This is a genomic window from Pedobacter sp. BS3, from assembly GCF_008274585.1.
Lineage (GTDB): Bacteria > Bacteroidota > Bacteroidia > Sphingobacteriales > Sphingobacteriaceae > Hufsiella_A.
Window position 1 is genome coordinate 270049 of record NZ_VTRT01000006.1, and the last position, 25906, is coordinate 295954.

24 protein-coding genes are annotated in these 25906 nt (G+C 43.4%); 4 read left to right on the plus strand and 20 right to left on the minus strand.

From position 1 onward, the window contains the following. Positions 1 to 81 precede the first annotated feature (81 nt). The 9 genes from FW774_RS16255 to FW774_RS16300 form a co-directional block, all read right to left on the minus strand. Positions 82 to 1737: a hypothetical protein gene (locus FW774_RS16255; protein ID WP_149349265.1), complete on the minus strand. Its 1656-nt coding sequence runs from the start codon at positions 1735 to 1737 to the stop codon at positions 82 to 84. A 328-nt stretch (positions 1738 to 2065) separates the two neighbouring features. Then, on the minus strand, positions 2066 to 3256 hold the full coding sequence (locus FW774_RS16260) for an endonuclease/exonuclease/phosphatase family protein (RefSeq protein WP_149349266.1): 1191 nt from the start codon (positions 3254 to 3256) through the stop codon (positions 2066 to 2068). A 9-nt stretch (positions 3257 to 3265) separates the two neighbouring features. Next, a complete protein-coding gene (locus tag FW774_RS16265; RefSeq protein WP_149349267.1) occupies positions 3266 to 5338 on the minus strand; it encodes a BACON domain-containing protein in 2073 nt (690 codons plus the stop codon). 5 nt (positions 5339 to 5343) lie between these two features. Next, complete coding sequence (locus tag FW774_RS16270; protein WP_197739875.1) at positions 5344 to 6204, minus strand: endonuclease/exonuclease/phosphatase family protein; 861 nt, start codon at positions 6202 to 6204, stop codon at positions 5344 to 5346. A gap of 10 nt (positions 6205 to 6214) precedes the next feature. Continuing rightward, complete coding sequence (locus FW774_RS16275; protein ID WP_149349268.1) at positions 6215 to 7750, minus strand: RagB/SusD family nutrient uptake outer membrane protein; 1536 nt, start codon at positions 7748 to 7750, stop codon at positions 6215 to 6217. Positions 7751 to 7776: 26 nt separating this feature from the next. After that, positions 7777 to 11127, minus strand: coding sequence for a TonB-dependent receptor (locus FW774_RS16280; RefSeq protein ID WP_149349269.1), 3351 nt, complete (start codon positions 11125 to 11127; stop codon positions 7777 to 7779). A gap of 301 nt (positions 11128 to 11428) precedes the next feature. Then, complete coding sequence (locus FW774_RS16285; protein WP_149349270.1) at positions 11429 to 12646, minus strand: FecR family protein; 1218 nt, start codon at positions 12644 to 12646, stop codon at positions 11429 to 11431. Between the two features lie 103 nt (positions 12647 to 12749). Then, positions 12750 to 13343: an RNA polymerase sigma factor gene (locus FW774_RS16290; RefSeq protein WP_187774927.1), complete on the minus strand. Its 594-nt coding sequence runs from the start codon at positions 13341 to 13343 to the stop codon at positions 12750 to 12752. A 595-nt stretch (positions 13344 to 13938) separates the two neighbouring features. Next, on the minus strand, positions 13939 to 14190 hold the full coding sequence (locus FW774_RS16300; protein WP_149349273.1) for a DUF4834 domain-containing protein: 252 nt from the start codon (positions 14188 to 14190) through the stop codon (positions 13939 to 13941). A 244-nt stretch (positions 14191 to 14434) separates the two neighbouring features. Between FW774_RS16300 and FW774_RS16305 the strand changes: the two genes are divergently transcribed. Beyond that, positions 14435 to 15124, plus strand: coding sequence for a hypothetical protein (locus tag FW774_RS16305; protein WP_149349274.1), 690 nt, complete (start codon positions 14435 to 14437; stop codon positions 15122 to 15124). On the opposite strand, the gene rnc is transcribed toward FW774_RS16305, so the two are convergent. The 3 genes from rnc to FW774_RS16320 form a co-directional block, all read right to left on the minus strand. Then, positions 15117 to 15845 carry a ribonuclease III gene (rnc, locus tag FW774_RS16310; RefSeq protein WP_149349275.1) on the minus strand — a complete coding sequence of 243 codons (729 nt, stop codon included), beginning with the start codon at positions 15843 to 15845 and terminating at the stop codon, positions 15117 to 15119. The two genes, FW774_RS16305 and rnc, sit on opposite strands and share 8 nt — an antisense overlap. A 73-nt stretch (positions 15846 to 15918) precedes the next feature. Further along, positions 15919 to 17172, minus strand: coding sequence for a beta-ketoacyl-ACP synthase II (fabF, locus tag FW774_RS16315; protein WP_149349276.1), 1254 nt, complete (start codon positions 17170 to 17172; stop codon positions 15919 to 15921). 20 nt (positions 17173 to 17192) lie between these two features. Next, positions 17193 to 17429: an acyl carrier protein gene (locus FW774_RS16320; protein WP_008508386.1), complete on the minus strand. Its 237-nt coding sequence runs from the start codon at positions 17427 to 17429 to the stop codon at positions 17193 to 17195. Positions 17430 to 17563: 134 nt separating this feature from the next. Here FW774_RS16320 and FW774_RS16325 point away from each other — a divergent pair, with 134 nt between their 5' ends. Both FW774_RS16325 and pyk read left to right on the plus strand, forming a co-directional pair. Beyond that, entirely contained in the window at positions 17564 to 17983 is a 420-nt protein-coding gene (locus FW774_RS16325; protein WP_149349277.1) for an IPExxxVDY family protein, read from the plus strand. A gap of 81 nt (positions 17984 to 18064) precedes the next feature. Next, complete coding sequence (pyk, locus tag FW774_RS16330) at positions 18065 to 19495, plus strand: pyruvate kinase (RefSeq protein WP_149349278.1); 1431 nt, start codon at positions 18065 to 18067, stop codon at positions 19493 to 19495. Between the two features lie 153 nt (positions 19496 to 19648). Here the strand turns inward: pyk and FW774_RS16335 are convergent, their stop codons facing one another. From FW774_RS16335 to FW774_RS20470, 6 genes are all read right to left on the minus strand, one after another. Next, on the minus strand, positions 19649 to 20125 hold the full coding sequence (locus FW774_RS16335; RefSeq protein ID WP_149349279.1) for a ubiquinol-cytochrome c reductase iron-sulfur subunit: 477 nt from the start codon (positions 20123 to 20125) through the stop codon (positions 19649 to 19651). 21 nt (positions 20126 to 20146) lie between these two features. After that, the gene (locus FW774_RS16340) at positions 20147 to 21070 is read right to left on the minus strand and encodes a DUF5777 family beta-barrel protein (protein ID WP_149349280.1); all 924 of its coding nucleotides are present in this window, start codon (positions 21068 to 21070) and stop codon (positions 20147 to 20149) included. 166 nt (positions 21071 to 21236) lie between these two features. Beyond that, the gene (locus tag FW774_RS16345; protein ID WP_242457861.1) at positions 21237 to 21794 is read right to left on the minus strand and encodes a YceI family protein; all 558 of its coding nucleotides are present in this window, start codon (positions 21792 to 21794) and stop codon (positions 21237 to 21239) included. Then, positions 21769 to 22950, minus strand: coding sequence for a PorT family protein (locus tag FW774_RS16350; protein ID WP_149349281.1), 1182 nt, complete (start codon positions 22948 to 22950; stop codon positions 21769 to 21771). The genes FW774_RS16345 and FW774_RS16350 overlap by 26 nt, the downstream gene beginning before the upstream one ends. Continuing rightward, entirely contained in the window at positions 22943 to 23515 is a 573-nt protein-coding gene (locus FW774_RS16355; protein WP_149349282.1) for an RNA polymerase sigma factor, read from the minus strand. Before FW774_RS16355 ends, FW774_RS16350 begins: the two co-directional genes overlap by 8 nt. Next, positions 23475 to 23720 carry a hypothetical protein gene (locus tag FW774_RS20470; RefSeq protein WP_187774928.1) on the minus strand — a complete coding sequence of 82 codons (246 nt, stop codon included), beginning with the start codon at positions 23718 to 23720 and terminating at the stop codon, positions 23475 to 23477. Before FW774_RS20470 ends, FW774_RS16355 begins: the two co-directional genes overlap by 41 nt. Positions 23721 to 23755: 35 nt before the next feature. Here FW774_RS20470 and FW774_RS16360 point away from each other — a divergent pair, with 35 nt between their 5' ends. Then, positions 23756 to 24220, plus strand: a complete 465-nt coding sequence (locus FW774_RS16360; RefSeq protein WP_149349283.1) for a DUF4112 domain-containing protein — start codon at positions 23756 to 23758, stop codon at positions 24218 to 24220. A 2-nt stretch (positions 24221 to 24222) separates the two neighbouring features. On the opposite strand, the gene FW774_RS16365 is transcribed toward FW774_RS16360, so the two are convergent. Further along, positions 24223 to 24627 carry a hypothetical protein gene (locus tag FW774_RS16365; protein ID WP_149349284.1) on the minus strand — a complete coding sequence of 135 codons (405 nt, stop codon included), beginning with the start codon at positions 24625 to 24627 and terminating at the stop codon, positions 24223 to 24225. Between the two features lie 496 nt (positions 24628 to 25123). Next, complete coding sequence (locus tag FW774_RS16370; RefSeq protein WP_187774929.1) at positions 25124 to 25549, minus strand: Hsp20/alpha crystallin family protein; 426 nt, start codon at positions 25547 to 25549, stop codon at positions 25124 to 25126. Between the last annotated feature and the right edge of the window lie 357 nt (positions 25550 to 25906).

The window sequence follows — 25906 nt, forward strand, 5'->3', positions numbered from 1 at the left end:
CCCCCGAGACTTCGGGGTCAGCGTGACTGCAAATAGATGGTTTTACTGACTTTTGAGACAGCCTCTTTTTAATGAATTGACTTAATTTATTAATTTTTCGGTATAAGTCCGGCCATCTAAAGCGATGCTGATCACAAACGGCGATTTATATTTGGCCAGATCTAAGCTAAACTCATTTGCTCCGGTGTTTACATACAAGTCTTTGTTAACCAATATTTTTCCTGAGATATCGCTTGCAACTACTTGTGTTTTTTGTGCTTTATCTGCGTTCAGCTTAATTTTTACCTGATTGTTTGCGGTTAACCATGCTTTAAAGGTTTTTGCCTGCAGAGAGAATTTTACAGGTATGGGGCTGTTGGTTTCACTCTTATTATCAAAATCTACCTGCCGTAGCTGGTAGTAATATAAACCGTTACTTACATTAACATCTGTAAAGCTGTAAGATTGTTGCGTTGAAGTTGTACCATTGCCTTTTACGGTGCCTACCACCTCGAAGTTTTGCCCGTCAACGGATCGTAATATATCAAAATGTGAGTTGTTCTGTTCTGATGCGGTTGTCCATGTTAGTTTTATACCTTCTGCTGTTTGCCGGGCATTAAAGGCGCTTAGCTTAACAGGAAGCAGGGAATTTTGCACCGGCGCCCAGGCAAGGCTTCTGATAAAGAACGTTTTGCCATCATCCGGCGCTGTTACACCGGCAAAATCTTTTAACAGGGTAGCTGTGCCGTCCATATCCTCGTTAAAATCTGCCGTATCTTCTATTTTGACCAATTTCCCCGACGCGTTAATGGCATACAGCTGCACTTTATTAAATGTTCCGTCTCCATTGTATACCACCCTGCCTTCTACATTTGTTAAGTTCTGATAGGCAACCACCCCTTTATAAGTGAGAGTATTACCTTCCAGGAGATATTTTTTTATTCCATGGTTTGCCGTTGTTCCGTAATCGCACAGATACAGTACTTTATCGCCTGTCTTATTTTTAAGAATAACAAAACCATAACAAGATAATGGTTTGGTATCGATAGTGAGAGTAGATGCTGTTTGCAATGTCGTAGGTAGATCTGCCGTACCTATGCTATATAGTGTAGTGCCATAGCCCATAATAAGTTTTTTATCATTAAGCATTAGGGATCTGGCATAGGTTCCTCCAATTTTGGTACTTGTTGTTCCTCCTACCGGGATATAATGAACACCGTCTGTATTTGATCCGTTTCCGAACCAGATGCCTGTTCCGTCATAAGACACGGTGGTTTTCATCCAGGATGCGCCTGGAATATTATTTGTTACTTTGGTTGTACTGCTTACATTTCCCTGATAATTTACCAAAGCAAAAGAGGGATTGGTTGTGCTATAAGAAATACCGCTAGTGGTGACATCGGTTCCAACAGCAACATCAAAGCCTTGTACCACAAGGTACCGGCCATCAACAGACCGGGAGATGTAGGGAGTTGCAGACGATGAGCCATTAGCGGTTAAAGCATAGTTTGTACCGTCTGACGTTGTTGGCAGCGGAACTGTTTTTGTTATGCCGGCAGCAATATCATCCGGGTCATAGGCATCTAAATACATGGGCACCGCTTTATTGCCGTTGTTTGCAGCGGTTCCTCCGCTTTCAGTGCCATAGTTGGGGATCCTTAATAACACCAGATTTCCTTCCTGGAAATCCTGGGCAAACAACAATGAGCTTGTAAAACAAGCCGTCATTGTACAGAGAAGTAATTTTTTCATTTTCATAGCGTTACTTTTTTAAGTTTTAATTATTGGAATGGCAAAAGACCGATGTTGCCTGTTTGTTCCCCTGGTATTTTTCTTAGAAACTGCCTGAAAGTAGTTGTCATCATTTGGAGCTGGCCAAGAAGCTCTCATTCTGATCCTGTACATACAGGAGGAAAATCCGCCAGAGATGCTTAGAATACTTTACTTCGCAACTGCTTCGCGGTTTCCTTTTACGATCCCGTATGTACGAGATCATTGAAATAACAATGCTTTTTGACTTTTTGGTCAGTTCCCAATCTCTGCGTTAAATGGCAGAAACTTAGTTTCCCGGATGCATTTTGTATTTTTAATTAGCCAATCTGACGTAAACGGGATAATGATCTGACGCTTCGTCTGTAAAGGCTTTTTGTAAGATGTCTGAGTATTTTATATCGAAACTGGTCCAGCCCCTGGTAAAAATATAATCGTACCGCCAGCCCTGGTTGTAATTTTCATCATCATATTTATTGTTCATAACCGGCAGGGTTGCTTTAAATTCATGATGCTTTATTCCGTAAACATCCAGGAAACTATTGTTCAGCATTGAATTTGTAACCGTATAATCTATGATGGTGTTGGGGTTATATTTTTTATAGTTCAGGGTTATGTCTTTTCCATATAAATTTTTGTCCAGCTCATTATATGAATTAAAATCGCCGGCAACAATGATCTTCTCATTGGCGGGAATAGTTTTAATACGGGTAATAAGCGCCGCTATCTCCGCCTTTCTTTCATCAAGCGTTTTTGGGGAAAGATGTATGGCAAATAAATTGATGCCTTTTACCTTAGCGTAAATGTAGCCGTGAACAAAGGGGGCGCTCGTTACCCTGTCGGCATTCTCTATAGCGTATTTAGAGGTGATACCGGTTGGATAGCCGGTTGTTTTTAAGAGTACACTGTTATTATGCCCGTAAGTTTTGGCAAAAGTATTCAGTGTGTTTTCGGTAAACTTGTTCAGCTCCTGGAAAAAAATAATATCCGGGTTATATTTTTTAATCCATTCTGCAAACGCTTTTTTTCTGTCCGCATTGTTTTGAAAGCCTTCCAGCGTATTATACGAGAAAATGGATAAGGTGCTAACAGGGTTCATATATACCTCTAATTTGGCCGGTATGTTGGTTAACTGGTAAGAGATGGGCTCATGGTCTTTCTCTATAAAATCGAATTTAGCGCCATTGGCGGTTAGATCTTTAGCTATTTTTAGTGATATTTCTCCCGATCCGTCAATGGTAGCTTCCCTTATTCTGAATATTCTGTTCAGGTTGTTTACGCCGGAAACCGTCAGATCCACATTTCCGATCTTCTGCCCCTGGTTATCTTTAACCAGAATAGTAACGGCAATGCTATCGCTGTTACCGGTATCTTCTTTTTTAGAAACGGGCTCCTGGTCTTTTACTTCTGTCTTTTTGCCGCAGGAAGTAACTAACAGGGATATGCACACTATGATACAATACCCTATCACCATAGGGTATTGTATAAATTTTCTGATCGCATTCATTTCAGGTTGTTATTTATTATACTTAACAGATACATGTCCTAACCTGGATGCTTTGTTGCTTGTAAAGTTTGCTTCAGAATCGCCGCCGGTACTGCTTCCGGCCATTTTATTTTTCACCCGTAGCCGGATATAAACCACATCCTGGTTAAGCAGGGCGATAGGAAGGTTGAAATTGACCACCTTAAACCCGGGAACCTGGGTAATTAAGGTGTTGTTCCAGTTTACAACATCTTCCATGGTATATTCGGTAATATAATTCCAGTTCCCGCTGTCCATATCCCTGCTTGTAGACCATTCTGCGATAAAATTTCTGGGGCCGCCAGTATCAGAGTTACCCTCTATCTGCATGGATAGCTGTTTACTGATGTTTTTAGTTGAAAATTTAATGATCCATGCCTCACCCCTATTGTGAGCAGTGTTCCACCAGGAAGTAGCAAATTGCCAGGCATCACCTACCATTCCTTTTTGTGCATTGGTGCCGTTCCCCAGCCCGGTCAAACCTAAATAGTTTGTAGTTTTTGTAATTCCGGTAGATGTGTTTTCAGGTATAGCGCTGTGCTCCAGCCGTCCCGTTCCAATGGTAGATGCCGATGGATCGGTTGTAGAAAAAGTGCTCCATTCTACCAATACTTTAGAAAAGCCGTCGTCCCTGTTTTTATTTAAAACGATCTCTGATCTGTCCAGCGGTCTGATGGAATATTTACCGATATTCCCGCCGTATCTTGGATAATTTTCAGATACAATAACCCCCGAAATCTTTCCGGAACCCTGGGGAACGGGTACACCATTTCTTATCAGGCTGGTAAGACCGTCTGCGGCTTTTTCATCATTGGTTAACAGGTACATGCTATCGCCGTTAATATCCCTGATATTTGTAGGATAACAGTCAACCCGGGCGTAGTACCCATAATTGGTATTGTAATAAGTGCCGAAGGGTACGGATATTTCTACATCTTTTAGTGTTATGTAGGTGTACATGTCATTGTCTGTCAGGTCTCTCATGTATTTCTCCCTTGGAATGAGCGGTGTAGAGCTGGCAACTTTGTCAATAATGTTGTTAGACGGAAAGTCTGAAATTGTTGCTGTATTAGGATTTGTTGTTTTAGATAAGGTTGCTCCCTTTAGCCAGAGCTTAACTTTTTCATTTTTACTGAACAGGTTATCACCCGGGGTTTTCGTCCTGATCTTTAATCCAGATGTTCCGTCTAAGCTTTGTACATACACCGTAATGGCGTTTTCTGTGTGATCAACCGTGTGCGCCGGAGTGCCTTTATTGGGGTTTAATGCCAGGTTAGGGTTTCCTTTATCGGCCAGCACAATACCTTCAATGTAGATGTCTTCGGTAATTGTTCCGGAGCCCAGAGCATTTTTAACATAGTTAAAGTCTTTTAATACGGCATTATCATACGCCGCTTTAGGGTTTTGGGTTACCAGGATGGAATCTGTTATGGTTGCGCCCAGCATATCGATGTACAATAGTTTTATGGTTGCTGTCCTGGCGTCATCATTACTGCTATTCTGGGTAACCTTAAAGGTAAGATTAGTGCCATCATAGGTCAGGTTTGATATCCAGTTCTCCTGCCCGGGAGAGGTGTATTTTATTTTTTGCTCTATTTTATCAAAATCAATATTTGTTGACAGCCCGGTTTTAATATCGCCGGCAGGCGCTGTAGCGTTAAGGGTTCTGTCTGCAAACTTTAAATGCTGGGCAATGCCTTTTTGCTGCAGAAATACAGTATCTGTAAGGCCTTTTGCCGTAATATAAATTTCTGTGGCCCGTGCCGGATTATCCTTATTCGACGTAACGGTTGCGGTGATATACGATTTACCACTGCCTTCTGTTCTATCAAGTGTAACCCAGTCGTCTCCCGGTTTTACAGCTACTTTCCAGTTGTTATCTGAATATACCTGTATTTTAGTGGATGTAGCCGAGTCGGGTAGCCTGATGATCCGGGCATTTAATGCCAAATCTGTTCTGAATTGTACCAGGTTGTCTTTTTGACATCCCAGTATGGTAATGAAAGAAAAAATAACCAGGGTTATATTTCTCCATTTATTTGTCAATATATTTAACCTTTTCATATTGATTAGTTTTTGAGTTCGATAATAATGGGTATATGATCTGAATGGGTTTTGGTGAAATCATCCCGCAGAAAACGGGCATCGGTCACCTTATTGCCAAGATCTTTGCTGACGTAGATATAATCTATCCGGTTTTTGCCCGGGATGATATTTTTTGCATCGGCCGGATGTTTTTCAGCCTGCCTTTTCAGCACATCGATCAGCCCGAAATCAAGTATTTTCTGCTGCACCTCGAAATCGAGATACTGCCCATCGATCAGGTTATCGTGGAAGGGATATTTCTTGGCAAGATCCTGCAGCCATTTTACCGTTTTGCCATCGGCATAGTTTGCCTTGTCCAGCGGCGAATACGAGTTAAAATCGCCCATGATCATCCACCGCTTTTGCGAAGGCTGTGCGGCAATGGTTTGCAGTATGACATCTATTTCCTCACGGCGTTTGCGATACTTATGCGGCGAAAGATGCAGTACGATCACATGGTAATCCTTAATGCGTGCCAAAATAAATCCGTGATGCATGTTATCCAGCACACGGTGCACGTTTACAATAGGATATTTCGAGGTAAGCGCCACCGGGTAGCCGGTTTCCTTTAGCAAAACAGCATACGGATGCCCATACTGATGCGCCATTTCCTCCAGCGATTTCTGGGTGAATTTATTGCATTCTTCCAGCGCCAGGATATCCGGGTTTTGTTGCTTTAACCAAGCTACAAAATCTTTCTTCCCGGCCGTGGTATCGCGTACCATACCTTCCAGGATGTTATAGCTGATCACTTTAAGCGATTGCTGGGCGAATATTCTGGAACTGCCACCGGTAATAATGCTAATTACCAGGATGATATAGCTTAATGATCTCATTATACTCATGATTGAATGATTACTGGCCGGTATACGCCGGGTTATCCAAAACGCCGCCAGACCGCAGTACTTCGCTGTCCGGGATGGGGTAGTACTGGTGAAATGGGCGCAGGTTCAACAGAATATCGTTAAACTCTAAAGCGATAGTAGACCTGAGGTCATCATAATAAGTACCCCATCTTACCAGATCCCATTTGCGGCCATATTCGCCCATCAGTTCACGGGCCCGCTCTTCTTTTACCTCTTTAAAGAAAGCCTCTTTGCCCGGATAGGCGGATAATATTAATGTAATGCTGTTACCTTCTTTGGCAGCTTCATCCTGGGCTCTCTTTTTTATTTCGTTAATAGCCGACATTGCCAGATCTTCATCGCCTAACTCATTGGCGCATTCGGCCATCATCAGCAGCGCATCAGCAAAGCGGAATACTTTCTGGTTGTTGCCGTCAGAAATGTTATCCATACCGGGGCACCAGAATTTAGGCCCGAACCAGGGTTTGCCGGTTCCGTTGTTTGACATCGGGCGGCTAAACCAGGTTCCGTTGTACGAATATCCCAGGATCATATTGCGCCGCGGATCGTACACGTTGTAAAGCGACATGAAATATTCGGATGGTGTTACTGATGTGTACGGATTGGCTTTAGAACCTAATTCCGGAATATTAACGCCGTTATAAGTACTGGTTCCCGATGTTTTGCTGGGCGTAAAGAAGCAGGCCACCTGAGTTGTTTTTTTCAATCCTGTGGCAGACCATGTAAACTGCACTTCAAAGATAGATTCGGGTGTATTTTTATTCCTGAACCAGGTATCCTGTAAAGGGTATTGGTCAAGCTGTCCGTAAACCTTTTGTATTTCTTTCAGGGCGGTCAACGCGGTTTGATAATCCTTGTTCCACATGGCCATTTTAGCAATGAGCATATAAGCCATTGAGCCTGATATGCGGTTTTGCGGTACATCCGAAGTGCGTTGTTTAGGCAGGCTGGGGGCATATTGTTGCAGTTCGGCAATCATAGAATCGCGGGTAGCTGTTGCACTCATCCGGCCCAGCTTTGAAACATCCTCAAGGGTTTTCAGATTAGCTACATCCTGCGTATAGAAAGGTACATCGCCAAAGGTGCATGTAAGTACATAATAGTATAATGCCCGCAGGGTTACCGCTTCGCCGATAAGGCCGGGCTTTTTGGCCTCATCAATAGTGGCGCCCCGTATGCCGGCAATGGCAGCATTACAGTACATAACGCCTTTGTAGCATTGTGCCCACACATCGTCGCCCATACCGGGATTTGCCGGTGAGATCTCAAGCTTGGCATCAACAGACGATGAGTTGAGAAAAGCCAGGTCGGTTACAGCCTCGTTGGCGATCATTAAACCCTGGTTAAAAATGCTGGTTAGCGGGTTGTAACATCCGTTAAGGGCGGCTATACACTGACCTTCATTTTTATAAAACTGGTCGGGCGAGACGAAGCTCTTCGCTTCTTCGTTGAGGGTATCTTTGCAGGAGCTCAAAGCAAACACTGCAAAAAACAGGTATAATAAATATAAGCTATTCCGTTTCATTGGATTTTTCCTTTCTTTTTTGATGGTCAGAATTTAAGTTCAGCGCTAAAGGTTACCGTACGGCTGTTAGGATAGGCGCCGTTATCCATACGGCGAATGGTTGAGCCGCTGGCTTCGGTAGATACTTCCGGGTCATAGCCGTTGTAGTACTTCCATAAGTACAGGTTATTGCCGCTGGCGGTAAGCGTAAGCGAGTTCAGCTTGTTTTTGGTGGCCTTTGCCAGATCGAACGAATAGCTTACCGACGCATTTTTCAGGCGCAGGAAGGTGGCGCTGTGCACAAACCTGTCGTTGGGGATATCGTCTTTTGAATCGGCCCGCGGATAATCTGAGTTGGGGTTACGCACCGGATGCCAGGCATTGACCATGTACCGGTACTGGTTGCTCAGGTAAGTTCCTGTACCCATAAACAGTTCGGTAGGATTATAAATTTTTCCACCCAGCGAATAGTTAAAGTAAAAGCTAACGTAAAAACGTTTGATCTTAAAGGTATTCTGCAAACCACCATACAGGTACGGATCGGCATTGCCCAGGTAAACCAGGTCGTCGTTGTTAAGCACACCGTCGTGGTTTTGGTCAATATAACGTTGCCGGCCGGGTGTATAATATGCTGTAGAGGCCGAGGCGTATTTTTTATCGATAGCGTTCTGGTCTATCTCTGCCTGCGTTTTCCAAACGCCTGCATATTGCATTCCCCACAAGGCGTTTAACGGGCGCCCCTGCACGTAACCGTACATCATGTACTGGGCGCCGTAAGGGTTAATGTAGGTTGGTATACGGTCTAAGCCGCCAATGTCGTTAACCATTTGGTCATTATGGGCTAAAGTGAGCGATGTTGACCAGGAGAATTTCGGTTTGCGGATATTGTTGGAGTTAATGGTCAGCTCCACACCTTTGTTTGATGTTTTACCAATGTTGGCAATACGGCTGTTGTACCCGGTTTGGGTAGGCAACTGTACGGTAAGCAGCAGATCGCTGGTTTTTGACTGGTAAACATCCAGCGTAAAATCAAACCGGTTGTTCAGGATAGAAAGGTCTAATCCGGCGTTATACGATGCTGTTTTTTCCCAGGTTAATCCTTCGTTTGCTATACGCGATGGATAGTAGGATACGGGAATTGCACCATCAAATAGGTATCCGGATGACGATGAAGCAAGCTGGGATAAGGATTGATAGTTAGAAATGGCATCGTTACCAGAAACGCCGCCACTCAGGCGGATGGCCAGCTCATCTATTGCTTTTACATTTTTCAGGAAATTCTCTTTTTTAAGATTCCATTTTACCGCGGCCGAAGGGAAGAACGCCCATTTATGGTCGGCTGCAAAGTTAGAAGCCGCATCCACACGCCCGGTTAAGGTGAGGTAGTATTTGCTGGCATAGTTATAATTAATGCGGGCCAGGTTAGATATTTTCCGCTGGTCGCTGTAACCCGAACCGGCGTTTAATGTTTCCTTTGATGGTATGGCTGCCAGGTCGTTTGTATTGATATCATCTACAAAATAACCGTCGCCGCTGGCGTACAGATTGGCATTCCATGACGATTGATATGTAAACCCGTAAAGGGCATCAAAGTGGTGAACCTTATCCCAGGTCTTTTTGTAGCTGACGGTGTTTTCGTTCAGGATATTATTAGCCCGGTAGCCGCTTTTGTAGGCATAGGCGCCGGTATTTTTACTGGCCCGGGTAGGCAGGGTTCCGGGATAAAAGTTATCGTCAAAACGGTTATAATCAAATAATGAGACCGAGCTCCGGATGGTAAGCTCTTTGATAGGATTTACTTCTACAAAAAGCATGGGCGAGAGGCTTTTCCTGATCTGGTCTTTGCGCTGTAGCTTGGAATTGGCTAAGGGCGAATCGAACAGGGTGCCACTGTACCATTGCGTATTCCAATCGTTAAAGCTGCCGTCGGGTTTGTAGGCTGCAATGGTAGGCGCCAGGAAAATGGTTGACCGGTACCATAAGGTTTGCGTGCCGATGTCAGCTTTATTAAGCGCCTGGTTAATGTACGAGTAGTTGAGCCGCAACCCTGCCTTTACGTATTTGCTGAAGGTTTGGTCGAGGTTGAGGCGCACCTGGTAACGCTGCATGCCGCTGTTGATCACAATACCCTGGTTATTATTAAAGTTACCAGAGAAGTAGTATTTGGTGGATTTATTACCGCCCGAAGCCGAAAGGGTATAGTTCTGGTAAGGTGCGGTATGGGTAATTTCTTTGGTCCAATTGGTGCCTTCGCCTAATGAAGCAGGATCTGGGTAAGGATACTGTTCCAATGGTTTTATCTGGTTGGCTGTGCTGGCAAAGTAATACCGGTCGTTTTGCAGCTCGGCAAATTCTGTGGCATTCATCAGGTCAAGATAGCGGGGCAACTGCGATGCGCCCACATCCGTACGAAACGAAAAATTGGTTTTCCCGTCGCTTCTGCCACTTTTTGTGGTGATAACAATTACTCCATTGCTTCCGCGTGAGCCGTAAATAGCCGTTGATGATGCATCTTTCAATACCTGGATAGATTCAATATCGCTTGGGTTCAGGTCATTCAAATCATTTATGGCATCCATTACCCCGTCTACTACAAACAAGGGCTCGTTAGTGGCGGTAATAGAGCGGGTTCCGCGTATGCGGATGGAAGTTCCTGCGCCAGGTTCGCCGGTTGTAGATACAATTTCGGCTCCTGCGATGCGGCCTTGCAACATCTGGTCAACACGAGGAACGGGAATATTTTCAATATCCTCGGTTTTTACCACCGATACAGCGCCTGTCAGATCGCTTTTCTTTACGGTTCCATAGCCGATAACCACTACTTCCTGCAGGTTTTTCAGGTCTTCGGTCAATGTAATGTTCAGCATGGTCTGGCCTGGTGTTACTGCCACTTCGCGTGAGATGAATCCGGTATAGGTAATAACCAGTATGGGCTTATCAACAGCAGTTTTAAGTATAAATTCACCATTGCTGTTAGTTTGAGTAGCTACCGACGTGCCTTTCAGGCGTACCGAGGCGCCGGGTAACGGCTCGCCTTTGCTATCGGTAACTTTACCCCGGATGTCACGCACCGGCGCCGGAACATCTTCTGTGGATGCAGCAGATAGTGGCTTTCGCTTAACCAGTATCGTTTTATCCATAATGCTGTAGGTTAAGGGCTGGTCGCGGAATAATTCCCCGAGAATGTCTGGCAGGGAAGCGCTGCGGGTAATGGTTACGGGTTTTGCCTTGTTAAGAAATTCATTTTTGTACAGGAAATTGTAGCCTGTTTGTTGCCGTATGGCATCAAAAACGTTCTCAAGTTTTGCATTGTGAACGTCTAAACTTACCTGTTGCGAATAAGCTGTAGCGCTAACTTGCAAACATGCAACTAAAAGAAGGATACCTGTGATTTTCATGATACAAATAAATCGTCGGATACGCGGCCAATCATAGCCAAAAATTGATTCCTGCCCTTTCGGACAAAAAAGCAATAGATGTTTCATACATTTGTGTGTTTGGGTTAATAAACAAGGATTAATGGTCTCAATCAGTTAATCGGGATTAACCTGAATGCCAGCTGCTTTACTGATCATAGAACAGCCGGTCTTGTTCGCTCCGGCCGTCATCCGGAGCGAATCTTTTTCAAGGTTACCGATGCAGGGTCATTAGGTAATTCTTTCTTTCATAATCAAAAATTTAATCTTACAATCTGGTTAATTAGTTATGTGTTACGGTAACCTGTCTGCCGGTTACAGAAAAATTCAGATCGCTGGTTTCCTGGAGCATCTTCAATACCCGTGAGAGTGGAACATCACGCGATATATAGCCTGTCAGGTGTCCGTCAGCGTTTATGTCGCTATAAGCTACTTCTATATCGTACCAACGCGAAAGCTGCCGCATAATGGTTTTCAGCTCGGCATCCTTAAACCTGAACAGGTTGTTTTTCCAGGCAATGGCTGCTTCGGTATCGGCATTTTCTACTTTGATGGTATTACCTGTAATAATGGATTGCTGGCCGGGTTGAAGCCTCACCCCGGCCCTCTCCAAAGGAGAGGAAGCATTAGGCTGTGAAACTTTTACGCTTCCTTCCAGCAGTGTTGTTTTTATGGCTTTTTCATCGGTATATGCGTTGATGTTAAAGTGTGTACCTAATACTTCTACCTGCTGGTTGTTAGTTGTTACTATAAACGGTATCCTTTTACCTTCAGCCTTACTACCTTCTATCTTTTTCGCTACCTCAAAATACGCTTCGCCGGTTATTTCTACCCGTCGCTCGCTGGCGGCAAAAACCGATGGAAAGCGAATAGACGATGCTGCATTTAGCCATACCCTTGTTCCATCGGGAAGGGTAACCTGGTAAGTGCCGCCAACCGGGGTTTGTACCATCAGTATATGGCTGTTTTGAACAGTAGCCCGTTGTTTTGTATAGCTTGCTACCTGTAATTTTCCGTCCTGTACCTTGGTAATGGTAGTGCTGCCCTGGCTGGCCAGCGTACCGTTTTGCCGGTCGTTCAGGATAATTTTTTCGCCGTTGGCCAGTGTAAGGGTTGCTTTATTGCCGCCGGGTAAAATATCGTGCATTATGGTGTTTTTATTGGCTATTACCGGATGTTGCTGGTTAAAATACAGCCATGTACCTACAGAGATAAGTATGAGTATGGCTGCGGCGGCAACCCAGCGAAATATGGAGTATCTTATAACAGGCCGTATTTGTTTAGGCTTGTCGATAGCCGTAATGGTTGTCAGCATATTCTGCCAATGTGCCGATTGGGCAACAGGGGCTTTATCCCGGGTATTTAATATCGTGTCGATCTTTTCGCTGAAAAGTGAGTTGTTATCCTCATGAAACAACAATAAAAGTTCCTGCGCTTCTGCATCAGTAAGCTGATTATCTGCAAATTGTTGTAACAGATAATTGGTTCGTTCTTTATTCATTAATAGTTTTTAAGCTGGAGTGCTGAAAGCGCACTTTTTTATCCCATTTCTGATAGTAAGAAACGTAAGTACGGATCAAGGACTATCGGGATGGTGAATTTTTTTATTTTATAAGGAACAGGACGAAAAATAACGAGAAGGTATAGCCCCGGTCTGCCAGGTACCGGCGTATAATGCCGAGCGATGTAACCAGGGCATTTTTTACCGTATTGGGCGAAAGCTGCAGTTCTGCTGCAATCTGCGGAATGGTGAGGCCTTCGTTACGGCTTAGCAGGTATATGCGGCGGCGTTGTGCGGAGAGGTTGTCTACAGCTTTAGATATGAGCGTGTTAATTTCATTCAGTCGCACGCTGTCTAAGGTAGCGTTGCTGTATGTTACCGTATTGGCAGCAATCGTGTCCATCACTTTTTCCTTTTGCTGCTTTGCCCGCAGGTAGTTCAGACACTCGTTAGAAGCATATTTATATAGCCATGCACGCACATTGTTTACTTCTTCCAGCTTATCGCGGTTAAGCCATACCCGGATAAATATATTTTGTATTACTTCCTCGGTAGCGTAATCTGATTTTGTAAATCGGGTAATAAAGGGCTGTAATACAGGTAGAAATTTGTAAAACAGGCAACTAAATGCCTGCTCATCGCCTTCGGCAATGCGTGAAAGCAGCTCTTTTTCAATATCAACTATCTCTGCCGGCAAGAATGACCTTTTTATTCAGATTAAAATCTAAAGATAGAAATTAGCCGTTAGAATTACAGAAGTTCAATGTTAAGTTTTTTTAAAGTTTTAAAAGGGTTTTAAAGTAAAAGATATTTTCCCGGAAGAGATAATAATAAAAGAGGTTGTCTGCATCTGGTTGAGACAGCCTGAGGGATTAATAGTTTAAGTAGAAATTTGAAGTGTAAGGATACTATATTTATTCTTATCTTTAGCTATCGCAATAAGAATGTTATGACTGCTAAAAGCCTTTTAGTGGTAATTTCTGAAATGCTGTAAAAGCAGGACAGGCAAACTGCAATACTTGAAGTACACAGTAAATCGCTTATGAATATCAATAACAGACTGGAAAACCTTGAGAAAGGAATGGAAAAAATTAATGATACCCTGAAAGATTTTGTAGATATTTCGGTAAAACAGTTCGAAGAGCAGCAAAAACTTAATAAGGCTTTCTTTTTGGAACTAAAACATGTAAATGGTCGCCTGATAATATTGAAGGGAAACTGCAATAGGTTGTTTAGTTGGTTTAATGGCAGACCATACGCTATGAACTATAAGCTATCGTCTCTCAGACCCGCTACTTAATTTCCTCGTAATCTATAAATTCTCCGGCCTTATCGGCGGCACGGGCTTCCTTATCTTTAGGTGGAATATAATCAATGCGGACCTTTCCGTCCGGTTGGCGATATGACTTTTTGTTGTATGATTGATTAGGCTGCTGTGCTTTGTTTACCAGATTCTGGAAAATAAGCGGTAAAACAAAACGGGCTACCATGCGGATGATCCAAAGCAGGCAGATACATATAAATAAAAATCGTAATAAACCCATAATTAAAGTATGATTGTAAATATAGACGTTAAACCCCGGATTTTATTACAACACTTACTAAAGCTTACACAAATATAACATTCATAAGCTACTGAGAGTATAAACCCAAGGTGATATTACCTTTTTAGCGTTGTATTTAACCAAATTTAACATATATTATTAATTGATATTGTTACATTTACATATTTTGGTTATTAAATAACCCCAACAATAATAGTGTGTTTTGATTTTTAGCTTTAGCACTGTGCGCATAGTTTCAGTATTTTTTCTGTTGAGTATTTTCACTAAAATGGGGCTTGCGCAGGATAGCCTGGTGCATGGTGCTGTAATGGGTAAAGGCTCCGGATTGCGCATATCAATGGCCGAAATAAAAAATCTTCGCACCGGGCAGAAAGTGCTGAGCAACGATTTAGGTGTTTTTAAAATACCTGCCATTGTTGGCGATACATTGCGGGTCTACAAAGACAATTTCCTGGAAGCTAAAGCAGTGGTTCAGTACAGAATTGATGTTATTGTACAGCTTCAGCAAAGTATTGTGCTGAACCAGGTCACTGTTAAAGGGCAGACCAAAAAGCAGGAAATGGAAGATGTGCTGAATGATTACCGTAAAAAAGGTACATTCTACAATGGTAAGCCCCCGTTATTATCGTACCTGTTTTCGCCGGTCACGGCTTTATATGAACTGGTTGGAAAAACTCCGGGACAGGCCCGTAAATTCAATAACTATTATCATAATGAGATGGAACAGTCGGAGGTGGACAGGCGGTTCAATAAAACGCTCATCAGGCAGTTTACAACTATGCCTGAACCGGAATTGGTTGAATTTATGAATGCTTACCGGCCAACATACGAGCAGGCTTCGCGTTGGAATGATTATGATATGATGAGCTATATTAAACGCTCGCTAACCAGTTTTGAGAACAGGACTAAATAGCCAGTATTTCGCAGGCCTTTTCGGCAGCCAGCTTTTCGGCGTTCTTCTTGCTGTAATCGCGTCCGGTAGAAACCGGTTCGCCATCAATACTTGCCTGAACGGTAAATAGTTTAGCGCTTTCGCCTTCTTCGTTCGGGGTGAGATCAAATGAAATATCCTTGCCGTGACGCTGGCACCACTCAATCAGCTTACTCTTAAAATTGGTTTCGGTAAGCTCAAGCTTGTGAATGTCAACGTGAGGCTTAATAATGCGGGTGATAATAAAATCGCGGGTAAAATTATATCCCTTATCCAGGTAAACGGCGCCGATAAGCGCTTCGAAGGCATCGCCTAACAATGAACCTTGCTTGTTGGGATAATTGATGGTACGGTTGTCAAACTCTATCAGCTCGCCAAAACCCATCTTTTTTGCAAGCTGGTTCAGGTTAAGCCGGCTTACAATTTTTGAGCGCATCTCGGTTAAAAAGCCCTCGTCTTTGTAAGGATAGCGTTTAAATAATACTTCGGCAACAACAGAGCCCAGCACGGCATCGCCTAAAAATTCCAGGCGCTCATTGCTGGATTTACTACCGTTCTTTAAGGTGATGGCTACAGACTTATGCCTGAATGCCATCTTATACAAATTAAGATTGCCCGGAACAAATCCTAAAAGGTTGTTCAGGGCTTTAAGGTATTTGCGCTGCGATGAAAAATTTAGCTTATAGAACTTAATTAAAGGCATTATAAATACTTAAAACTACATGACGCGTATAAGGTAGGCAGCTTTAGTTATTTAACAAAACCTTTGTTGGGGACTACTCCTCATATTTTTTAAATATCACCGAAGCATTGTGACCGCCAAATCCGAATGTATTGCTTTGGGCTGCACGCACAACGCGTTTTTGCGCTTTATTAAATGTAAGATTCAGCTTCGGGTCAATCTCAGGATCGTCTGTAAAATGGTTGATGGTAGGCGGAATGATATCATTCTTAACTGCCAGTATGGATGCTATGGATTCTATAGCTCCGGCAGCCCCTAACAAGTGTCCTGTCATTGATTTGGTTGAACTGATGTTCAGCTTGTATGCGTTATCGCCAAATAGATCGATAATGGCTTTGGCTTCCTGCACATCGCCCAATGGGGTAGAAGTACCGTGCACATTGATATAATCAATGTCCTGTGTAGACATACGGGCATCGCGTAAAGCGTTAGACATTACCAAACGTGCTCCCAACCCTTCGGGATGAGGTGCTGTAATGTGATTAGCGTCTGCGCTCATGCCGCCACCTACAATCTCGGCATAAATTTTTGCGCCCCGGGCTTTGGCATGTTCCAGCTCCTCCAGGATAATGGTTCCCGAACCTTCGCCGGCAACAAAACCGTCACGGTCTTTGTCAAAAGGTCGCGATGCGGTAGTAGGGTTATCGTTCCGGGTAGATAAAGCATGCATGGCGTTAAAGCCACCAATACCGGCCTCGTTAATTATTGCTTCAGAGCCGCCGGATATAATAATGTCGGCAATGCCCAAACGCAGGTAATTAAATGAGTCTATCAGGGCGTTGGTTGACGATGCGCATGCCGATACAGTTGTAAAATTCGGCCCACGCAAGCCATATTTAATAGAAATATGACCGGGAGCAATATCCGCGATCATCTTAGGAATGAAGAACGGATTAAATCGCGGTGTGCCATCGCCTTTGGCGAAATTAATTACTTCTTCCAGGAAGGTTTTTAGTCCGCCAATGCCCGAGCCCCATATTACACCGATACGAGTAGTATCAAACTTGGTGAAATCAAGACCGGCGTCCTTTACGGCTTCGTCTGTTGAAACTAACGCGTATTGAACAAACGGGTCAAGCTTCCTGGCTTCCTTCCTGTCCAAAAAATCTTCGGGATTGAAGTTTTTTACCTCGCAGGCAAACCTGGTTTTAAAGTTTGATGCGTCAAACCGTGTAATAGGAGCGGCGCCGCTTACCCCATTAATCAGCCCATTCCAATACTCTGGAAGGGTATTTCCTATTGGAGTAAGCGCACCAAGCCCGGTAACAACAACTCTTCTTTGCTCCATTTATAACTGAGGCAGCGTGATTATTTTACGTTCTTTTCTAAATAGGCGATTGCCTGGCCAACTGTACCGATGGTCTCAGCCTGGTCATCAGGGATAGCAACGTTGAACTCTTTTTCAAACTCCATGATTAACTCAACAGTGTCTAAAGAGTCGGCGCCAAGATCATTAGTGAATGATGCCTCGGGGGTTACTTCACTTTCATCAACACCTAATTTCTCAACGATAATTGCTTTTACTCTTGAAGCGATATCAGACATACTTTTATAGTTTAGTGGTTAAATAATTCTGTGCAAAGAAAAATAAATTCTGGCAAATATCAAACCTTTTTGTTTTTGCCCCAAATTGGAACTTCATTGCCGTGTTTTGTACCTTCGCATTATTTCGAACTGCTTTGAATAAATTAATACTAAAATACGAACCTGATTTTGATTTCATCCTGATTGCGGTAACCTCTTCGTTAAAAGATTACAGGTTATGTTTCAAAATTAACAAGCAGCTTAACATTAAGTTTCACCGCATTGATGAATTATCGCTGCAATTTGCAAAAGGTGCAGAGCCGGTATACTTTACGCGATATTATTACCAGCCGGAGCAATCTGAAACCGAATTTTATCTGCTCAATAATAAAGGCACAGAAGGCTATCTGATACCTGAAATGAAGACTGCCGACTTTTTTATTCTGATATTGAATTATATTGATGATGAGGATTTTGATACGTTCATGAACGGGCTTGCAGCTATACCCGAAGTTGTGGCTGCTGTAGAAGTTGATCCAAAGAAATTGAAATCTAAAGAAAATCTCATATTTTAGCGTCGAAATTAAGTGTGTAATTTTTACACTTAGTACGGAGTATCAACCTTTACCGTTCAAATTAAAAAATAGCAGACATAAATGAGACAAGAGCATAAGCGTACCAAAATTGTTGCCACACTTGGTCCCGCATCATCAAAAAAAGAGATTTTATTAAGCATGATCAAAGCCGGCGTAGATGTATGCCGGTTAAATTTTTCGCATGGCAAGCAGGAAGATCACCTGAAAACCATTGAAACCATTCGCGAGATCAATAGCAAATATAAAACCCATGTGGGTATTCTTGCCGATTTGCAGGGGCCTAAAATTCGCATTGGTATGGTTCAGGATGGCGGAATACACCTGATAAACGGTAACCAGATAGAAATTACCACCAATGAACTGATCGGTAATGATAAGCAGATATATATTACGTATGAAAGTTTCCCTAAAGATGTTCGTGCCGGTGAGGTGATTTTGCTCGACGACGGTAAGATCCAGATGCGTGTGATAAGTAGCAATAATAAGGATACGGTATTGTGCGAAATTATTCATGGCGGCGTGCTGACATCCCGTAAAGGGGTAAACCTGCCTAACACCAAGGTTTCTATTCCTTCGTTAACCGAAGAAGACCTGGCAAACCTGGAGTTTGCGCTTCAGAATGATGTGGAGTGGATCGGCTTATCGTTTGTACGAACTGCCGATGATATTATAGAGCTTAAGCGCATTATTTCGCGTAGCGGAAAAACTGCCCGTGTGATAGCTAAAATTGAAAAACCCGAAGCCATTGATAACATCGACGCTATTATTGAAGCTACCGATGGCGTTATGGTTGCCCGTGGAGACCTGGGTGTTGAAATGCCGATGGAACAGGTTCCGGTACTGCAAAAAATGATTGCAAGCAAATGCCGTGAAGCCTCAAAGCCGGTAATTGTAGCAACACAAATGCTCGAAAGCATGATCACCACGCCGCGGCCAACACGTGCCGAGGTTAACGATGTGGCCAACTCGGTACTGGATGGTGCAGACGCCGTGATGCTGAGCGGTGAAACATCGGTAGGCGAGTTCCCCGTAATTGTGATTGAAACCATGAGCAAGATCATTCGCAATATCGAGGAAACAGCTTATCCGTATCATACACCAAAACATCTTAATCCTGATTCTCCAACCTATATGTCTGATGCGGTATGCGGCTCTGCCGTTTACCTTTCTGAAAAAACCGGTGCCGTAGGTATTGTGTCGATGACTTCTTCAGGCTATACTGCTTTCGAGATCTCAAGCCATCGCCCAAAAGCAAGCACATTCATCTTTACCAGCAACCAGGCGCTGCTCAACTCATTAAGCCTGCTATGGGGAGTCCGGGGTTTTTATTATGATAAATTTGAAAGTACCGATAACAGCATAAGCGACGTTAACCGGATATTAAAAGCCGAAAATATGATTGCTGCTGGCGAGGTGGTGATTAACACTGCGGCTATGCCGATTGAGAAAAAGGGCAAAACCAACATGATCCGCGTTACCGTGGTTGATTAATAAAGCGCACTGCTCTGTAAGCTAAGGGTTACGAAGTTAAGGCTTGGTAACCCTTTCTGTTTGTGATGTGTAAAGCAAGTATTAAAAAGCACCCGGAAAAGCTTCAGAACGAAACCTTCCGGATGCCCTCAAACATGAATTAAGGCTGGGAGTTTATGATACTTTTGCGGTAAGGGTATTGCCGCTTATGGTAAGCGGATAAATTTTCAACGTACGTGTACTGCCGGCAGCTCCCTGCGGCCCCTGTATAACGCTTCCGCTGGTCGAGTATTCGGAGTAATGCGTCTGGCACTGGATCAGGTTTTGTGACTGTAACCAAACCAGTTCGCCTCCTTCATGCGGACAAATGGATTCGGTGGCTACAAAGGATGACGTAGTATTTCCGGCGGCAACCCTGAAAAACAACACGCCATTGGTGGCGGTCTGGTCGCCAACATTCTGTAACTTGCTGCTTAGGTCTACGCTTACCGTACTACCATTATTGCCACCGCCATTATTGCCATTGCCGCCGTTTCCGCCATTATTTGAAGGGGAGGCATCATTTTTCTTTCCGCACCCTTGCATGCAGGCCCCGCTGCAAACCAGGACAACTCCTAATCCGAGAGATTTAATAAATTCATTGCGTTCCATATTTTTATCGTTTTAATTGGTTTAATAAATTTTTGACCGGGTATCGGCATTTTTTGATTTAAACAGGGTGAAATTCCGGGAAATGGTAAACCCGAAGCGTACGCCACCATTGGTCCATGATTTTTTAGTGTTCGGAATAAAATTATTTTCCAGGATAGATTCTGAGTTCATGAAATCCAGGGAAAATACATGGCCGCCCGTTTCTATTTCAATACCTACGCCAAGCGGATTATAATAGGTTTGCGATACTATCGGGGGGCGTGATAAACCGTTAACCCAGGTATAATCGGCAACAAAAGAGATCCGCCTGGTCAGCTTCAGCCGTCCGGCAATACCTATGCTGAACAGGTTTTCAGGATCGTCCGGGTCGGTGGTTATATTCCGGTGAAGCCATGCTGGCAAAAGCTCAACGGATAAGTGAGAGGAGAATTTGCGGGCTATAATTGGTTCAACAAGATATGAGAGCCGGTTTGAATACGGGCTAAACTCGCTGCTGCTGCGTGGCTCACGCATGATCCATCCCGTTTGCACCAGCGCTGTGACGGTAACCGGCATAGAGCCATCGTTTTTCTGCTGCAACACTTTGTATTTTAAAAAGGCATTGTAGGTTTCGTTCTGCCTGCTGCGGCCTATCCCTATGGTTAACCGGTCTGTAATACCGTAATCCAGCCCGATGAACAGATCTGAAGCCACATCAAGCCCGAACAAGGTGTGCGAACCGCCAAACTGTCCGCCGATATCGCCAAAATGATGACGAATACGAAGATCCAGGTCGTGTTTTTTCTGGGTTTCCGATGAATGGGATAAGACAACCCGCGTTGATTTAAAAGTAGCCTCAACAGTATTGTATGCGTTACTGCTGTCTAACTTTGCCAGTAAAGAATCTGCCTGCTGTGCCTGTGCCGTAACAGCCAGAAACAACGGTAGCATCCATCCTAATTTCATATTAATATTATTTATGATCATTGTATTTTTATATAGATCTGATAAGGAACTAACCATTATGTTGAACCACATTGCTCCCTTTAAGACTCTGAGCTGCAATTACTTCACAGCTTAAACTGGTTAGCACGGGCTTCGCCTTTTGATTTTTTAATTCTGACTTATTTATCTATTTAACCGGGCTCAGTGTTCCGTTTACATGCACCTGGATAACCTCTGCTATTTTGGTGATAATAAGCGTCGGGATTTTGATCTGGTGATCGGCACAGGCAACATCGAAATTAGCGTTCAACGTTACAACACCGTTTTTTACCGTCAGCGTTCCGGGAATACTGCGCTGTTTGCCGATACCGTGAATTAAAAGTGTCCCGTTGGCCGTTACGTGATATTCGCCATCTTTACTCAGGTCAACAGGCTTATTAAAGCTTCCTGTAAACCTGGCCTGCGGGTATTTATCGCTTTCCATATAATTTTCATTAAAATGTTCCTGCATCAGCCCTTTATCAAATTCAAAGCTTTTAACAGGCACCTGAAAGGCGAATTTCCCGCCGGAAGCAACCAGCACGCCGCTGCCTTTATTGCTGGCGGCCTTAATATCTTCAATAGGCGTTGAAGAGAAAAAGCTGATCTTTAACGCTTTGCCGGCATAGTTCTGCGCTTTAAGAAATAAAGGCGCCATGCCGCACAGCATGATAAAAATGCTACCTGTTTTTTTTAGGGATATCATAACGCAGGTTTAATGAAATTCCACTGGAGTTTAGATTTACTTTACCTTCCCCAACGCCCGTTAACGGGATTTTGACATAAGGTTCGATGCCCAACTGGAAGCCTTTTTTAAGCTTCGTATAGTACGTTGCCGAAATACTGCTTACGCTGAAATAGTGCTGATTCTGATTGATCCTGGTCAGTGTATAACTATCCCGGCCGGATTGGGGCGTGTAGTTGAACACGTAATTCTCTCTGAGCATGAAATAGCTCGACAGCCCGGCATTGATGGCGATGCTTCGCCGGCTGTTACCGGCAACGGTATATGAGCCTAACACCGGTACTTCAAGCACATTGCAGGATGCATCGATGCCTGCAATAGCGCTTCTGCGTGACGGATTATTAAATGTGTAATTATACGCAGAGGCCGAATATCGTTTTTCGCTGTACCGTAACCCGGTCTGAATGCCCAGCTTTTTGGTTATCATCAGGTTGGCCATCACGCCAACGCCCAGGCTACCTTTACCGCCAATAACGGTGCTGGCGGAATTAAAGTCGGGGCCTACATTAAATACAAGGCTTAATGCCGGCTTTTGACGGGTTGTTTTTTTACCGGTAGACGCAATTTGTGCCGCTGAATCTGTCCTGGCACCTGGAATTTGTGGATTATTATCTATTCTGCCTGGCTGGATATCCGAATTCAGCGCTGGCTCAACGTTTTGTATTGCAGGTACATTGGCCAATGGAGCTGATTGATCATCGGCAGGATGATGATCAAATCCGTCCGGAACATTGATTGGTTTGCGAACCTGTTTCACGGACGGATTTATTCCCTTTTCGTGATATAGTTTCTGATGCTGAATATTGCGTCCAGGTAATGCCGCTATTTTTTCTGTTTTAGCAGGTGCTTGCTGTATCTGCTTGTTCTTTTCGGGTTTATCTAATTTCTTATTGTGAGACGAATATATTTCATGCTGTGCCGGGAATTGATTGTACAGAACCAGGCCCGCCGCCAGGAACAGCAGCAGGATTGCCGCATTTCTGAACAGGATAAAACGATCCCGTTTACGGAGCATTTTCTCCATTTTCGCCCAGGCTTCGGCATCAAAGTCCAGATCGGCCTCTGTAACCTTCTTCCTGAAAGCATCATCAAACCTGTTATCGTTCAGCTCAGTCATTGACGTTTATGTTTAATGAATGAGAAACAGGACTACCGGCTTCCCTCAACATTCTTTTTAGCTGCTCCCTTGCCTTAAATAAATTAGACTTGGAAGCTCCTGTGGATATAGACAGCATTTTTGATATTTCCTCATGCGAATAACCGTCTATCACAAAAAGATTAAAAACAGTACGATATGCCAGCGAGAGCTTTTGCACCAGGCTGATCAGATCTTCGTAATGCATCCGCGATAAAATGCTTTCTGCGTCTTCCACATCATGTTTATCATTTAATTCTTCCATTTCAATACTTTTAATTCTTCTCCTGTAATAATCTATTGCCGTGTTTATCATGATGGTGCTCAGCCAGCTTTTAAAGCTTTTTGCCGAATCATAACGGCCGATATGTGTAAAAACCCGCATAAAACCATCGTTCACAATTTCAATTGCCTCTTCTTTGTCTTTGGCATACCGGAGACAAATTTTCATCGAAAAGCTATAAAAGAGCTGGTATAGCGCTTTCTGGCTTTTCCTGTTGTTTTTTCTACAACCGCTGATGATATCCTGAATTGGCAAAATGTTCACGTGCAAATTCTAATTGCTTTACTGACAGGTACGCAATACCTGATATGCGGGTTGCCTGTGCAATAAGAAATTTATAAAGAAATTTTCCGGGAACAAAGAACATGATGCTAATGCGCTTGTATATCAATTGCTTACATATTGTATTCCTGGTTCGTCCTGAGTGATTTTTACGCTTAAAGCTCAGCCATTTCAGATCACGGCACACAACATTTTGCCTGTAAGCCTGTTATTAGAGCTGTTATGCCGGAGCATCCTCAGCATGTTAAATTAAGGTGGGTAGAACGGGTATCCCGTTTAATGGATAGCCAGTTCAGGTTACCCGGCACTCATTTCAGGTTCGGGCTGGATCCTTTATTAAACCTGATACCGGTTATAGGCGATCTGTCGGGTTTTGCCGTTTCGGCAGCGCTGGTGATAACTATGGCCAAATACGGCGTCAGCAGGAAAGTGCTTATCCTCATGGTTATTAACGTGCTGGCAGATGCGCTGATAGGTGTTATCCCGTTTATAGGGCAGGTTTTTGATTTTGTGTACAAGGCTAACGACCGCAACATCAGGCTGCTTAAAGCGCATTACGAGGAAGGTAAGCACCAGGGTAGCGGCAACGGTATTCTGCTGCTTTTACTGATACTGTTCCTGGTTTTTGTATTCGCACTTGCTTTTATTGCCTGGTGGCTGGTACGGTGGCTTTTCTCCCTGTTGTAATTTTAAACCGGCTGAGCCACAGCTCTCATGGTTTCTTCGGCCGCGGTAAACAGCTCATCTTTGTATGAATGATAATCGCTGACAAATTTGGTTACCCGGCTCTTGAGCACTTCCCATTTTTCATTTATCTCCAGCCCTTCTTCGGGGAGTATGTTCCTGAAAACAAGCTCCAGGTTCTCAATATAGTTCTGCAGGTATGCACACATCAGCTCGCGGTTGGCATCCAGAACGCGTAGCTTACCTCTCAAATGTTCTATCTTCACAGAACGGTTTCCGCCCGGACTCACTACATTGCTCTCTAACAGTTTTTTAAAGAAGCTTATTTCGTTGCCAAAGTACCTGTTGTCAGACATCCATTGCCGGGTAAGGTTATATTTTTCCTGTAAAGTGATAGGTTTATTATTCATGGTTATAATTGCTAAGTAAAAATTCAAAATTCAAGTCCCGTATCCCGAATCGTTCCTCTCGGGACAGGCAGTACGGGAAAATCCCGGGCATTCGGGATAAAAACCCATAATAGTTTTATAGGCAACAGTATAAAAATATATTTACGCGTTAGTTTATAAGCCCTGTTTAAATTTTATATAAGGGTTTTACAGGCTTAATTAAGAGGGTGTCTCAAAAGCCCCCTATGGTCATTCTGAGCCTGTCGAAGGATTGGCTCATTATGGCTACAGGCGCTTCCCCCGAGACTTTGGGGTCAGCGTGACTGTGAATAGATGGTTTTACTGACTTTTGAGACACCCTCTGGCTTCCCGCCGCTGCTGATGTCCCCACCAGCAGTTCTGCATAACTTCACTTTTTTATTTTTAAACAGACTCTATAATTGATTTGACACTAAATGTTAGGTGAAAAAAATATCCGGAAGCCTTTCACCTGACTTCCGGACAAGGGACTTATTAATTACAACACGGTTATTTCTTTTTTTACCGATTTTTCGGAAGCTGTTTTTCCAAGGTGCAGCTTCAAAATACCATTGGCGTACCTTGCGGTTATGCCGTCTTCGCTAACATTTTCGGGCAAGCTGAAAGAACGGGTAAATGATGTTTGCGTAAATTCTTTGCGGGTATATACTTCATCATCCTGCTGTTTCTCCGTATGGGTTTCTGCGCTGATGCTCAGCACACCATTTTCAATGGCTACTTTAAAGTCATCTTTCTCAAAGCCAGGTGCAACTACTTCAATGTCATAATTCTTCCCCCGGTCACAGATATTTACCGCCGGGATCTTTTTTAGCCACTTTTTGTCAAACAAACTTTCGGTGTTTGTAAAATCTTCCATCAACGACCATATTGACGGAACGGCCTTGTTTTTTACTAATGTTGACATGATGAAAAAATTAAGATTACCGGCGTAAAATTCTGTAAGGCAGCGTGATTTAAAAATGATGGTAATCATTTAATAATATGATGTGCGGAACGGAATTAAAGCATGAGGAGCTCTCACGCCGGGAACGCAAAAAGTTATCTTTGAGCACTGTATGTAAAAACCTCTGCAAACTGTGTGTGAAACATGCCACGCTAAGTGGCCAGGTTCTTTCTGCGTAGTGCTTACGAGGAATTATATTCATACACCTGTCTTATCAGGATGCAATTCATCATCCTTTTGATAATTAGTAAATTGTAATATTTATTCTAACCTAATATATGATTTAGGATTGTATATTTTATTTTAAAATGGTGCGGT

Excerpts from the sequence above, each read along its gene's own strand:
- FW774_RS16255 (WP_149349265.1), bottom strand. The coding sequence starts at position 1,737 with ATGAAAATGAAAAAATTACTTCTCTGTACAATGACGGCTTGTTTTACA.
- FW774_RS16260 (WP_149349266.1), bottom strand. The coding sequence starts at position 3,256 with ATGAATGCGATCAGAAAATTTATACAATACCCTATGGTGATAGGGTAT.
- FW774_RS16265 (WP_149349267.1), bottom strand. The coding sequence starts at position 5,338 with ATGAAAAGGTTAAATATATTGACAAATAAATGGAGAAATATAACCCTG.
- FW774_RS16270 (WP_197739875.1), bottom strand. The coding sequence starts at position 6,204 with ATGAGTATAATGAGATCATTAAGCTATATCATCCTGGTAATTAGCATT.
- FW774_RS16275 (WP_149349268.1), bottom strand. The coding sequence starts at position 7,750 with ATGAAACGGAATAGCTTATATTTATTATACCTGTTTTTTGCAGTGTTT.
- FW774_RS16280 (WP_149349269.1), bottom strand. The coding sequence starts at position 11,127 with ATGAAAATCACAGGTATCCTTCTTTTAGTTGCATGTTTGCAAGTTAGC.
- FW774_RS16285 (WP_149349270.1), bottom strand. The coding sequence starts at position 12,646 with ATGAATAAAGAACGAACCAATTATCTGTTACAACAATTTGCAGATAAT.
- FW774_RS16300 (WP_149349273.1), bottom strand. The coding sequence starts at position 14,190 with ATGGGTTTATTACGATTTTTATTTATATGTATCTGCCTGCTTTGGATC.
- rnc (WP_149349275.1), bottom strand. The coding sequence starts at position 15,845 with ATGCCTTTAATTAAGTTCTATAAGCTAAATTTTTCATCGCAGCGCAAA.
- fabF (WP_149349276.1), bottom strand. The coding sequence starts at position 17,172 with ATGGAGCAAAGAAGAGTTGTTGTTACCGGGCTTGGTGCGCTTACTCCA.
- FW774_RS16320 (WP_008508386.1), bottom strand. The coding sequence starts at position 17,429 with ATGTCTGATATCGCTTCAAGAGTAAAAGCAATTATCGTTGAGAAATTA.
- pyk (WP_149349278.1), top strand. The coding sequence starts at position 18,065 with ATGAGACAAGAGCATAAGCGTACCAAAATTGTTGCCACACTTGGTCCC.
- FW774_RS16335 (WP_149349279.1), bottom strand. The coding sequence starts at position 20,125 with ATGGAACGCAATGAATTTATTAAATCTCTCGGATTAGGAGTTGTCCTG.
- FW774_RS16340 (WP_149349280.1), bottom strand. The coding sequence starts at position 21,070 with ATGAAATTAGGATGGATGCTACCGTTGTTTCTGGCTGTTACGGCACAG.
- FW774_RS16345 (WP_242457861.1), bottom strand. The coding sequence starts at position 21,794 with ATGATATCCCTAAAAAAAACAGGTAGCATTTTTATCATGCTGTGCGGC.
- FW774_RS16350 (WP_149349281.1), bottom strand. The coding sequence starts at position 22,950 with ATGACTGAGCTGAACGATAACAGGTTTGATGATGCTTTCAGGAAGAAG.
- FW774_RS16360 (WP_149349283.1), top strand. The coding sequence starts at position 23,756 with ATGCCGGAGCATCCTCAGCATGTTAAATTAAGGTGGGTAGAACGGGTA.
- FW774_RS16365 (WP_149349284.1), bottom strand. The coding sequence starts at position 24,627 with ATGAATAATAAACCTATCACTTTACAGGAAAAATATAACCTTACCCGG.
- FW774_RS16370 (WP_187774929.1), bottom strand. The coding sequence starts at position 25,549 with ATGTCAACATTAGTAAAAAACAAGGCCGTTCCGTCAATATGGTCGTTG.